Below are 11,761 nucleotides of genomic sequence, written 5' to 3'. Positions count from 1 at the left end.
CGGGGAAGGCTACGGTCGCCGTCGGGCGATCATCAACCGGCCCGGAGCGGGTTAGATTGGCCGCCATGCTGTATCTGGACCGGCCCGGCTGGCCGTGGCGCGGGCGGCTCTGGTCGCATCTGGTCAGCGACGTCTCCCTCGCCGAGCTGCACGTCTTCGCCGAGATGCTGGGCGTGCCGCGCCGCGGGTTCGACCGCGACCACTATGACATCCCGGCCGAGCGGTTCGCGGCGGCGGTCTGGCTGGGCGCCCGGGTGGTGCCGAGCCGGGAACTGGTGCGGCTGCTCCGCGCGGCCGGTTTGCGCCGGCCGAAGCACCTGGTCAGGTCGGCTCCGGGCCGGTCAGCGCGGCCAGCTCGCGGGTGAGGTTCGCCCGGGCGGCGGCCTCCCAGCGGCGGGCCAGCGGGGGCAGCCGGAACAGCGCCGGCAGGGCCAGCAGGCCGGTGAGCACCCGGGCCCGCCCGGCCCGGAACGCCGGCTCGGGCACGTGTGCGTACTCCCGGCGGACCGCGGCGGCGTAGGCGTCGTACGTCGGCGGCGGCGTGGCCAGGACGGCCAGGTCGGCGTCGCAGAGCAGGGCCCCGTCGGCGTCGGCCGGGTCCACCGCGTGCCCGGCGGTGAGCAGCACCAGCCGGCGGACCTCGGCCACCGCGCCGGCCGGCAGCCCGAGCCCGGTGAGCAGGGCCCCGGCCAGCGCGGCGCTGTTCCGTTCGTTGGCGTCCCCCGGGGCGCGGGGGTCGTAGACCGCGTCGTGGCACCAGGCGGCCAGGCGGACCAGGTCGGGCCGGCCGGCCAGCGTCGCGTACGCGTCCACGACGTCCAGCACCGCGGTCAGGTGCCGCGGCGTGTGGTAGCGCCGGTGCGGCTCCCGCCAGCGGGCCAGCAGTTCCTCCCCGGCCGCGGTCAGCGCCGGGCCGTCGAGCACCCCGGAGCCCCGCGCCGCCGCCCGCCACCGGTCGATCAGTTCCGCCACCCGGACGAGTCTGCCGCAGATCGCCGAAGGCGAGGATTCACCCGCGATGCTCCGGGTAGTCCCGGCCATGCCCATGTCCCGGCACCGAACCCGCTCGCTGCTGCGCCGGGTCGTGTTGCACCGGCGGAGAGAAGACCCGGACGCGCCGCGGGTGCAGGAGGCCATGGAGGAGCTGCGGCACCGCAGCAAGGCCACCCTGCACGACCGGCTGCACCGGGTGCGGTTGGCGATGGGACTGGCCCTGCAGGCCGGCGTGGCCGCCGGGTTGTCCTGGCTGGCGGCGCACGAGTTGCTGGGCAACCCGCAGCCGGTCTTCGCCCCGATCTCCGCGGTGGGCACGCTCGCGGTCTCGGTGGGGCAGCGGTTCCGCCGGACCGTCGAGCTGATCATCGGCGTGGCGATCGGCGTCGCCCTCGGCGACTTCCTGATCTACCTGCTCGGCACCGGACCGTGGCAGCTCGGGCTGGTGGTCACGCTGGCCGTCATCCTGACGGTCTTCGCCGGCGCGAGCGTGGGCATCGTCATCCAGGCCGCCGCCACCGCGGTGCTGATCGTCACCCTGAGCCCGACCACCGAGAACCTGGAGATACCCCGGTTCGTGGACGCGTTCGTCGGTGGCGGGATCGCCCTGCTGGTGACCGCGATCCTGCTGCCGCTCAACCCGCTACGCGTGATCAACCGGGCCGCCCGGCCCGCGCTGGACCTGCTCGCCGCCCAGTTGGACACCACCGCCGAGGGACTGCGCGACCGGGACCGTGAGCGGGTCCAGCGGGCGCTGGAGCGGCTCCGCAACAACAAGGAGGAGCTGGCCACCTTCACCGAGGCGATCGAGGGGGCGAAGGAGACCGTCACCCTCTCGCCGGCCCGCTGGCACCGGCGCGACGAGCTCACCCACTACGCCGAGGCGGCCGACCCGATCGACCGGGCGATGCGCAACAGCGGCACCCTGATCCGCCGGGCGGTCACCCTGATCGAGGACGAGGAGCCGGTGCCGGAGCCGATGCCGGACGCGGTCGCCCACCTCGCCGAGTCGGTCCGGCTGCTCAAGCAGGAGTTCGCCGCCGGGGAGGAGCCGCAGAAGGCCCGGGAACGCTCGCTGCGTGCGGTCAGCGAGGCCGGCCGGGCGTACGCCGAGGGCGTCGGCTTCTCCGGCAGCGTGGTGATCGCCCAGGTGCGTACCGCCGCCAGCGACCTGATGGTGGCCTCCGGCATCAGCCAGGAGGACGCGAACCGGTTGGTCCGGCAGTCCTTCGGCGACCGGGACCAGGCCACCGGCGAGACCGAGCCGGAGCCCGCCCCGAAACCACCGACCGCCCCGCCGTTGGGCTGACCCGACGCCCGCTGCCCCGCCGCCGGGAGTCGGGCCCGGTGGCGGGCGCCGGTGGGCGGTCGCGGCTCAGCCGAGGGTGGCCAGCGCGGCGAGCAGGGCGTCCACGTGCCCGGCCGTGCTGCCCAGGCCGATGCTGGCCCGCAGGGCGGTCGGCGGCAGGTCCCGCCGTCCGCTGCGGGTCGCCGCCTCGCCGAGCAGCCGGCGGGCCAGCGGATGGGCGCAGAAGAGGCCGTCGCGGACGCCGATGCGGTGCTCCCGGGCGAGATCGGCCGCGACCGCCGCGGAGTCCCGGCCGGCCACCACGAACGACACGATGCCGACCCGCGGCGCCTCCGGGCCGAAGGTGCGCAGCTCCACCACGTGCGGCAGCGCCGCGATGCCGTCCCGCAGCCGGGCCAGCAGCTCCTGCTCCCGGTGATGCAGCGCGGCCCGGTCGGCGTCGGCGAGGGCGTCGCAGACCGCCGCCAGGGCCACCGCGCCGAGCAGGTTCGGGGTGCCCGCCTCGTGCCGCGCCGGGCCGGTCGCCCACCGTACGTCGTGGGTGGCCGCCCCGACGTGGCTGGTCGCGCCCCCGCCGGCCAGGTACGGCGGTGCGGCGTCCAGCCAGTCGCCCCGGCCGATCAGCACCCCGGCGCCGAACGGGGCGTACAGCTTGTGCCCGGAGACCGCGAGGTAGTCCACGTCGAGAGCGAGCAGGTCCACCGGGGCGTGCGGGGCGAGCTGCGCGGCGTCCACCGCGATCCGGGCGTGGTGCCGCCGGGCGATCCGGGCCAGCTCGGCCACCGGCCAGCGCTCCCCGGTCACGTTGCTCGCCCCGGTCACCGCGACCAGCACCGGCAGGGCGGGGCTGGCGTCCCGGCGCAGCTCGCCGAGGGCGGCGTCCAGCGCGCGGACCGCCTCGCCCGGGCCGGCCGGCACCGGCAGCCGGACCGAGCCGCGGGGCCAGGGCAGCAGGTTGGCGTGGTGCTCGCCGGCGAAGGTCACCACCGTGGTCCCGGCCGGCAGCGCCCGGGCCAGCAGGTTCAGCGCGTCGGTGGTGTTGCGGGTGAAGACCACGTGGTCGTCGGTGCGGGCGCCGAAGAAGTCGCCGACGGTCTGCCGGGCCCGCTCGTAGGCGAGCGTGCAGCGGCGCGACAGCGCCCCGGCGCCGCGGTGCACGCTGGCGTACCAGGGGAGCAGCTCGGCCACGGCGTCGGCCGCGGCCCGCGCGCACGGCGCGGTGGCCGCGTAGTCCAGGTTGATCTCGCCCGGCACGCCGAGCACGTCCAGCCGGGCCGGCGGGAGCGCGGTCGGGGTGCGGTGCGACGGGGGTACGAGGGTGACGGTCATGGCACGACCTCCGGGTCCAGGGACCCCGGCGGGCGCAGGGCGGGGTCCGCGCTTGCCCGGCACGCGGATCGGGCCGGGCCCGGTCATCACCCGGGGCACCCCACCGCGAACCTCGACGAGGGTTGCCGGCCAGCAAGCCGGGGCTTGACGCTGGCGCTCGTGACCTGTCGGCAGCATAGCGGCCGCCGATGCGCCCGGACCAGCGGGCCGGGGATGACTACGCTGACCGCATGGCCGACACCCCGCCCGGCGCACCGCAGCCGCCGTCGCCCACCGCGCCCGCCGTCGCCGTCGTGCCCGGCCGCGCCCCCGGGATGCCGCTGCGCCGGCTGGGCTGGCGGCGGTTCCTCGTGCTGGCCATGGTGGTCCTGCTCATCGCCGCCTGTGCGGTCTTCATGGTCTTCACGCTGGGCGAGAGCCTCGGCGCCGAGGCGCTGCTGATCGGCGTGGTGGCCGCGATCCTGCCGGTGCCGGTGCTGGTGGCCTGCTTCCTCTGGCTCGACCGGTACGAACCGGAACCGCTCAAGTACCTGATCTTCTGTTTCGCCTGGGGGGCGTTCGTCTCCACGGCCGCCTCGCTGACCGTGAACGAACTCTCCGCCGGTCTCTTCACCGACCAGGGCCTGCCGACCGCGCTCACCGGGGTGCTGGTCGCGCCGTTCATCGAGGAACTGACCAAGGCGCTCGGGCCGATCCTGCTGCTGGTGTTCCGGCGCCGGGAGTGGTCCGGGATCACCGACGGCCTGGTCTACTGCGGGCTCTCCGCGATCGGCTTCGCGATGGTGGAGAACATTCTCTACCTGGGCGGCTACGGCTACGCGACGGGCGTGGAACGGTACGGCCCGGCGACCGGGGCGCAGCAGGTCATCGCGATCTTCATCGTCCGGATCCTGCTCTTCGGCTTCGCCCACCCGCTGTTCACCTCGATGACCGGGGTCGGCCTGGGCATCGCCGCCCGGACGGCGGACCGGCGGGTCCGCTTCCTCGCCCCGATCGCCGGCCTGCTGCTGGCGATGATGCTGCACGGCACCTGGAACCTGCTGCCGACCCTCACCCAGGCCACCGGCCAGGCGCTGATCATGCTGTACGGCTTCATCGGGGTGATGGTGCCGATCTTCTTCGGCATGGTCGGTCTGGCGGTGTGGCTGCGCTCCTGGGAGGGGCGGCTCACCGAGCGCACCCTGCCCGACTACGTCCGCGCCGGCTGGCTCACCCCGCCGGAGGTGGCGGCGCTGAGCAGCCTCGGGCGCCGGCACGCGGCCCGGGTGTGGGCCCGCCGGGTGGCCGGCGACGCCGGGGTGAAGGCGATGCGCGGCTACCAGTTCGCGGCGACCCGGTTGGCGCTGCTGCGCGACGGTGCGCTACGCGGCCTGGACCGCCGGCCGGTGGACCGGGAACGGACCGCGCGGGAGGAACGGGAGCTGCTCGACGCGATCAGCGCGTACCGGGCGTTCTTCGTGGGAAGGGATCCGCAGGCCCCGGCCGGGGTCTGGGACGGGCACCGCTACCACCTGCGCTTCCCGGACGGCTCCCAGCGGCCGGTGGAGGCGCCCGACGAGCCGGTGGTGCCGATCCCGGTGGTGCTGGCCCCGCCGCCGCCCCCGGTCTTCCCGGCCGGCTACGGCCCGCCCGGCTGGCACGGCCCGCGGCCGGCCGCGCCGTGGCCGTCCGGGCACCCCTGACGCCGGCGCCGGGCGGCGCCCCGGCCGGCCGGTCCCACGGCGGCGGGCCGGGCGGCGCCGGGCCGGTCAGGTCATCAGGCTGGTGAGGAAGTCACCGAAGCCCTGGAACATGGCCATCAGCGCGGCCCCGATCGACTTGAACATCTCCGCCGCGCCCTCCGGCCGGAACGCCATGAAGTAGATCAGGAACGCGACGAAGCCCCAGAGCAACAGCTTCTTCACCAGTTCCGGCATCGTCCCTCCCCAGGGCCGGTGGTGCGGCTGGCTTCCCGGCGGGGGGCGGTACAAACGAGCCCGGTGGCGTCGGCGGCGCGATCGCGTCCGGCGTCGCCGGCGCCGTCAGCGGCGTGGCCGACGCGGGCAGGGCCGGCGGAACGGGCGGCGGGCGGGCCTGGTCAGAGGTAGAGGCCGGTGGAGTCGTTCTCCACCCGCTCGGCGGCGACGGCGTGCACGTCACGCTCGCGCAGCAGCACGTAGCCGCGGCCGTGCAGTTCGACCTCGGAACGGTCGTCGGGGTCGAAGAGCACCCGGTCGCCGGAGACGATGGAGCGGACGTTCGGCCCCACCCCGACCGCGGTGGCCCAGGCCAGCCGCTTGCCCATGGCGGCCGTCGCGGGGATCACGATGCCGGCGGTCGAGCGGCGCTCGCCCTCGCTCCCCTCCATCCGCACCAGCACGCGGTCGTGCAGCAGCCGGATCGGCAGGCCGGAGTCGAGATTCTGGTCGGCGGTCACGCCGGAGACGCTACCGTGTCCGGGTCGGCCGGCCGCCGGTGGTTACGCCGCCTGACGCCGGGGCACTGGGTGGCGGAACTGCCCTACGGTGACGTGGTCAGGCGTATCCTGTGCGACCTGACGCCGTGGACGGGCCGGTTCTTCTGTCAGGAGGTGCGCTTGAGCCGCTTCGAGCGGGTACGCGGACGGCTCCGCCGCGCGTACGAGTCGAGACGCGAATCGGTGCGCTCCGACCGGACCAGGCCCACGGCGGTTCCCGAACCGGCCGAGGTGGCCACCCCGGCCGCGCCCGGACCGGCCGCCCCGGCGTCGGCGACGGTGGTCGGGGCGGAGCCGCCGGGCGCGATGCACACCTCCACCTCCAGCCGGGACGACGCCGACGTACCGCACGCGCTGCGGATCGCCGCCGCCTGGTCCTGGCGGCTGATCGTGATCGGCGCCGTGGCCTGGGCGCTGCTGAAGATCGTCGGCACCATCCGGATCGTGATCATCCCGCTCGCCGTCGCGCTGCTGCTCTCCGCGCTCCTCGCGCCCGCGGTCGGCTGGCTGCTGCGGGCCCGGCTGCCCCGGTCGCTGGCGACCGCGGTGGTGCTGGTCGGCGGGCTGGCCGCGGTGATCGGCACGCTGACCCTGGTGGTGAACGAGTTCATCCAGGGCGTGCCGGAGCTCAGCGAGAAGTCCTCGCAGGGGGTCCGGCAGATCCAGAACTGGCTGAAGACCGGCCCGCTGCACCTCTCCGACGGTCAACTCGACCGCTACATCGACGAGGGGCAGCAGTGGATCAACAACAACACGGAGAAGTTCACCAGCGGTGCGCTCTCCACCGCGGCCACCCTGGCCGAGGTGCTCACCGGCACCCTGCTGGTGCTCTTCGCGACCTTCTTCTTCCTCCGTGATGGCAACAAAATCTGGCGTTTCCTGGTCCGGTTGCTGCCGGTGGCGGCGCGCTGGAAGGTCGACGACGCCGGCCGGGCGGCCTGGGGGACCCTGGTCGCCTACGTGCGGGCGACCGTGCTGGTCGCCTTCATCGACGCCGTCGGCATCGGCATCTTCCTGGTCATCTTCGACATCCCGTTCGCCTTCCCGCTCGCCGCGCTGGTCTTCCTCGGGGCGTTCATCCCGATCGTCGGCGCCACCCTCTCCGGCGGCGTCGCGGTGCTGGTCGCGCTCGTCGACAGCGGCCCGGTAACCGCGCTGATCATCCTGGGCGCCGTGATCGGGGTGCAGCAGCTGGAGGGGCACGTGCTCCAGCCGCTGATCATGGGCCGGGCGGTGGCCATCCACCCGCTCGCGGTGATCATCGGTATCGCCGCCGGGGTGGTCCTCGCCGGGATCACCGGGGCGCTCGTCTCGGTGCCGCTGATCGCCGTGCTGAACACCGCGGTCCGCCGGCTCGCCGCCCGTACCGTCCCGGACACCCCGCCCGACGCCGTGGTCGTCGCCTCCCACGCCCCCTGACCCCCCGCGCCTCCCACCCGCACCCCGCACCCGCACCCCGCACCCGCACCCCGCACCCGCACCCCGCACCCGCACCCCGCACTCGCGCCTCGCACGCTCGATGCGCCGGCGCACCCGCGCGCCGTCACCCGCTCCTCAAGATCCGCGCAATTTCCCTGAAAGAGTGGCCTCCCGCGCCCGGGAGACCACTCTTTCCCTGATGTTGCGCGGATCTTCGGGCGCGACGCCGGACGGCGCGGCGCGGGGTTCGGAGTCAGGACTTGGCGAGGCGTTCGAGGGCGCCGCGGGCGACGTCGGAACGGGTGGTGTACCAGAACGGCGGGAGCGAGCGGCGCAGGAACGGGCCGTAGCCGCGGGCCGTCTCCAGCCGGGAGTCGAGCACCGCCACCACGCCCCGGTCGCCGTGCGCCCGGATCAACCGGCCGACGCCCTGTGCCAGCCGGACCGCGGCGATCGGCACGCTGACCGCGGCGAAACCGGACCCGCCGTTGGCGTCCACGGCGGCGGCCCGGGCGGCGGCCAGCGGCTCGTCGGGGCGGGGGAAGGGCAGCCGGTCGATGACCACCAGCTGGCACGCGTCGCCCGGCACGTCCACCCCCTGCCAGAGCGACATCACTCCGAACAGGCAGCTGGAGCGCTCCTCGCGGAACCGGCGGACCAGCAGCGGCAGCGCCTCCTCGCCCTGCAACAGCACCGGCAGGTCGGTCCGCGCCCGCACCAGCTCCGCCGCCTGCTGCGCGGCCCGCCGCGAGGAGAAGAGCCCGAGCGTACGGCCGCCGAGCGCGCCGACCAGCGCGAGCAGTTCCTCGCCGGCCGCGTCGGGCAGGCCGGAGACGCTGGGCCGGGGCAGGTGCGCGGCGACGTAGAGGATGCCCTGCCGGGCGTAGTCGAACGGCGAACCGACGTCCAACGCCCGCCAGCCCGGCCCGCCGGCCACTGGACCGCTCGCGGCCTCCGCCGCCTGCGCGGGCGGCCCCGACCGGGCCGGCCCGCCGTCCGCCGCGCCGCCCGTGGCGGCCCCCCGGCCGGAGCGTCCGGTCGAGGTGGCGAGGGCCGCGGCGGCCGGTGACGGTGGCGACGGCGGCGGGGCGTCCAGCCCCAGCGCCCGGGCCACCGTGTCGAACCGGCCGCCCAGCGCCAGCGTCGCCGAGGTGGCGACCACGGTGCGGTCCTCGTACAGGTGGGTGGCGAGGGTGCCGGCGACCGAGAGGGGCGCGACCACCAGCGCGCGGCGACCGCTGTTGTCGTTCTTCTCCACCCAGGCGACGTCGTGGTCGGCCTCCTCCAGCAGCCGCTGCGCCGTGCCGTTGAGCTCGTCGAGCACGGCCTTGGCCTGCTGCTTGCGCACCGGGTCGGGGTCGTCGGCCTTGATGTCGCCGATCGCGTCGAGCGCCGCGCGGGTGGCCGAGTCGAGCAGGGTGCACGCCTCGCGCAGCGGGCCGGGCAGGCCGGTGGTGATCCGCCCGGCGGGAGCCTCGGCGAGCCCCACCGCCAGGGCGTCGCCGGCCGCGGTGAGCGCGTCGGCGGTCTCCGGCCGCAGCAGTGGACGGGCCCGCCGGGTGGACCGGTCGATCAGCTCCGGCACCAGCTCGGCCTGGGCCGCCGAGGAGACCCGGTCGGCCAGCTCGTGCGCCTCGTCGACGACGAGGAGCTTGTGCGGCGGCACGATCTGCCGGCCGGCGAGCATGTCCACCGCGAGCAGGCTGTGGTTGGTGACCACGATGTCCGCCTCCCGGGCGCGGGCCCGGGACGCCTCGGCGAAACACTCGGTGCCGAACGGGCAGCGGGACGCCCCGACGCACTCCCGGGCCGGCATCGAGACCAGCCGCCAGGCCTGGTCGTCGACGCCCGGGTCCAGCTCGTCCCGGTCACCCGTGTCGGTCTCCGTCGCCCAGTCGCGCAGGCGCTGGATCTGCTTGCCCAGCCGCCCCGCCTCGCCGAGCCACCGGGTGCCGCCGCCTCCGGGGCGCGGCGCCGGGGCGTCGAAGAGGGTGTCCTCCGGCTCCTCCTCGGTGGAGTTGTCCAGCCGGGCCAGGCAGAGGTAGTGGTGCCGCCCCTTGAGCACCGCGAAGGTGGGTCGCCGGCCGAGCAGCGGGGTGACCGCGTCCGCCAGCCGGGGCAGGTCGTGGTCGACCAGCTGGGACTGCAACGCCAGGGTGGCGGTGGAGACCACCACGGGCCCGTCCACGGTGAGCGCCGGCGTCAGGTAGGCCAGCGACTTGCCGGTGCCGGTGCCGGCCTGCACCAGCAGGTGTTCGCGGGCCTCGACGCACTCCTCGATCGCCGCCGCCATCTGCTGCTGCCCGGGTCGGGCGGCCCCGCCGGGGACCGCGCCCACCGCGGCGGCGAGCAGCTCGGTGGCGCTCGGCCGCCCGCTCCGGCGCCGGCCGCCGGCGCGGGTCGACGGTACGGCGGAACCGGCGGCGGTGCGGGGCGGGGTCACCGTGCGACGGTACCGGTCCGCGCCGACAGCGGCCGGGGGGATCCGCCCCGTGGCGAGGTAACGGTACGGACTCTCCGAGGGCGTCCGGTTACTTCCCGTGCGACGACGCCTGGGCGGTATCGGTTAGGGTGCGACTCATGCCGAGCGACGTGGTCCGCGTGATCTACCGCAAGTACGACGGCAGCGCCCACCGCGACTACCCGGCCCGTCGGCTGACCGAGGACGACCTCGGCGTCTGGCTCGGGGTGACCGCCGGCACCAAGTCCGTCTACCACGGCCGGCCGTCGGTGGAGCAGATCCCGTTCGTGCTCCTGGTGCCGCACCACGCCTGGTGGACCGGCATGTTCAACCCGCCCCCGCGGACCAGCGAGGTCTACTGCGACATCGCCAGCCCGGCCCGCTGGGAGAACGACGACACCGTCCACCTGATCGACCTCGACCTGGACGTGGTGCGCCGGCGCGCCACCGGGGCGGTCGAGCTTCGCGACGAGGACGAGTTCGCCGAGCACCGGGCCCGGTTCGGCTATCCGGACGACGTGGTCGCCGAGGCGGAGGCCGCCGCCCGCTGGCTCTTCGGCGCGCTCGGCGACGGCACCGAGCCGTTCGCCACCTCGTACCGGAAGTGGCTGGCCCTGGTGGTCTGAGCCGGCGGCCCCACGCCGCCCGTCGCCGCCGGCCGCGACCAGCCGGGCGGCCGGCGTCACCAGCGGGGCGGCCAGGTGTCGTCCGGGCCGAGCGACGGCAGGTCGGCCACCTTCTCCGGGTTGAGCTGGTTGAAGATCCCGGTCACCCGGCCCTCGTGCACCGCCAGCGCGACCACCAGCCGCAGCGGGCGGCCGTCGGAGTACACGGTCTCCAGCTGCAACCCGAGCGCCCCGTCGACCAGCACCGGGCGGGCCCGCAGGGTGCCGGCGTAGCGGCCGGCGCGGCCGAAGAGGCCCCGGGTGAACCGGGCCACCGCGTCCGCGCCGACGACCGGACGGCGGGCCGCCGGGAAGTGGCCGCCGCTGTCGCCGAGCAGCACCACGTCCGGGGCGAGCACCTTGACCAGCTCGGCCAGCTCACCCGACTCGGCGGCGGCCACGAACGCGGCGAGCACCCGCCGCTGCTCGGCGGGGTCCGCCGTGTGCCGGGGCACGTCCGGCGCGTTGACCGCGCGCCGGGCCCGGGAGGCCAGCTGGCGGGCCGCCACCTCGGTGATGCCGAGCACCTCGGCGACCCGGGCGAACGGCAGGGCGAAGACGTCGTGCAGCACGAAGGCGACCCGCTGCTCCGGCCCGAGCCGCTCCAGCACCACCATCAGGGCGGTGCCGACCTGCTCGGTGCGGACCGCCCGCTCGGCCGGGTCCGGCGCGTAGCCGTCGGCGCTCGGCCCCTGGCCGAGCGGGGTCACCACCGGCTCCGGCAGCCACTGGCCGGGGTACGCCTCCCGGCGGACCCGGGCGGACCGGAGCACGTCGAGGCAGATCCGGGCGCAGGTGGTGGTCAGCCAGGCGCCGAGGTGACCGATCTCGGCGCGGGCGGCCGGATCGGCGAGCGCGCCCGCGTACCGCAGCCAGGTCTCCTGCACGGCGTCCTCGGCCTCGCTTCGGCTGCCCAGCATCCGGTACGCGACCGCCAGCAGCCGCCCCCGCTCGGCTTCGAACTCCGTCGCCAGATCCCGCACCCGTGCCCCCTCCCGGACCGTCCCCGCCGACCGCGCACATTCTCCCGCGCCACCCGGCCCGCGCGTCACGCGCCCGCCGGGCAGTTCCGGGCGGGGTGCCCGCGAAGGGTACGAACCAGCCTGTTCCGCCCACCGTAGGCGGGTGGT

At 75.7% G+C, this 11,761-nt stretch carries 10 protein-coding genes, 2 pseudogenes and 1 riboswitch; of the genes and pseudogenes, 5 read left to right on the top strand and 7 right to left on the bottom strand.

From position 1 onward, the window contains the following. Positions 1–65 precede the first annotated feature (65 nt). Entirely contained in the window at positions 66–365 is a 300-nt protein-coding gene (locus AC1WTP_RS08045; RefSeq protein WP_481648576.1) for a DUF4031 domain-containing protein, read from the top strand. On the opposite strand, the gene AC1WTP_RS08040 is transcribed toward AC1WTP_RS08045, so the two are convergent. Further along, positions 322–972: an HD domain-containing protein gene (locus tag AC1WTP_RS08040; protein ID WP_481648575.1), complete on the bottom strand. Its 651-nt coding sequence runs from the start codon at positions 970–972 to the stop codon at positions 322–324. The two genes, AC1WTP_RS08045 and AC1WTP_RS08040, sit on opposite strands and share 44 nt — an antisense overlap. A 73-nt stretch (positions 973–1,045) precedes the next feature. On the opposite strand from AC1WTP_RS08040, the gene AC1WTP_RS08035 reads away from it, so the two are divergent. Further along, a complete protein-coding gene (locus AC1WTP_RS08035; protein ID WP_481648654.1) occupies positions 1,046–2,302 on the top strand; it encodes an FUSC family protein in 1,257 nt (418 codons plus the stop codon). Between the two features lie 66 nt (positions 2,303–2,368). Here the strand turns inward: AC1WTP_RS08035 and AC1WTP_RS08030 are convergent, their stop codons facing one another. Further along, positions 2,369–3,631, bottom strand: coding sequence for an aminotransferase class V-fold PLP-dependent enzyme (locus AC1WTP_RS08030; RefSeq protein WP_481648574.1), 1,263 nt, complete (start codon positions 3,629–3,631; stop codon positions 2,369–2,371). 43 nt (positions 3,632–3,674) lie between these two features. Further along, positions 3,675–3,796: riboswitch (SAM riboswitch) on the bottom strand. A gap of 23 nt (positions 3,797–3,819) precedes the next feature. Here AC1WTP_RS08030 and AC1WTP_RS08025 point away from each other — a divergent pair. Continuing rightward, on the top strand, positions 3,820–5,313 hold the full coding sequence (locus tag AC1WTP_RS08025; RefSeq protein WP_481648573.1) for a PrsW family intramembrane metalloprotease: 1,494 nt from the start codon (positions 3,820–3,822) through the stop codon (positions 5,311–5,313). A gap of 66 nt (positions 5,314–5,379) precedes the next feature. On the opposite strand, the gene AC1WTP_RS08020 is transcribed toward AC1WTP_RS08025, so the two are convergent. Further along, positions 5,380–5,547 (bottom strand): hypothetical protein, encoded by a 168-nt coding sequence (locus AC1WTP_RS08020; RefSeq protein ID WP_481648572.1) that lies wholly within the window; start codon positions 5,545–5,547, stop codon positions 5,380–5,382. Between the two features lie 161 nt (positions 5,548–5,708). Then, positions 5,709–6,047 (bottom strand): GroES family chaperonin, encoded by a 339-nt coding sequence (locus tag AC1WTP_RS08015; protein WP_447134189.1) that lies wholly within the window; start codon positions 6,045–6,047, stop codon positions 5,709–5,711. A gap of 105 nt (positions 6,048–6,152) precedes the next feature. Between AC1WTP_RS08015 and AC1WTP_RS08010 the strand changes: the two genes are divergently transcribed. Then, entirely contained in the window at positions 6,153–7,505 is a 1,353-nt protein-coding gene (locus tag AC1WTP_RS08010; RefSeq protein WP_481648653.1) for an AI-2E family transporter, read from the top strand. Positions 7,506–7,758: 253 nt separating this feature from the next. Here the strand turns inward: AC1WTP_RS08010 and AC1WTP_RS08005 are convergent. Continuing rightward, positions 7,759–8,454 (bottom strand): annotated as a pseudogene (locus AC1WTP_RS08005) (ATP-dependent DNA helicase); the annotation flags it as partial. Between the two features lie 135 nt (positions 8,455–8,589). Then, a pseudogene (locus tag AC1WTP_RS08000) lies at positions 8,590–9,948 on the bottom strand (ATP-dependent DNA helicase); the annotation flags it as partial. A 137-nt stretch (positions 9,949–10,085) separates the two neighbouring features. On the opposite strand from AC1WTP_RS08000, the gene AC1WTP_RS07995 reads away from it, so the two are divergent. Beyond that, complete coding sequence (locus AC1WTP_RS07995) at positions 10,086–10,592, top strand: DUF402 domain-containing protein (protein ID WP_447134191.1); 507 nt, start codon at positions 10,086–10,088, stop codon at positions 10,590–10,592. Between the two features lie 56 nt (positions 10,593–10,648). Here the strand turns inward: AC1WTP_RS07995 and sigJ are convergent, their stop codons facing one another. Beyond that, the gene (sigJ, locus tag AC1WTP_RS07990; protein WP_481648571.1) at positions 10,649–11,614 is read right to left on the bottom strand and encodes an RNA polymerase sigma factor SigJ; all 966 of its coding nucleotides are present in this window, start codon (positions 11,612–11,614) and stop codon (positions 10,649–10,651) included. Between the last annotated feature and the right edge of the window lie 147 nt (positions 11,615–11,761).

Source organism: Micromonospora sp. R311, assembly GCF_056780015.1.
This window is presented reverse-complemented; position numbering and strand designations above follow the sequence as displayed.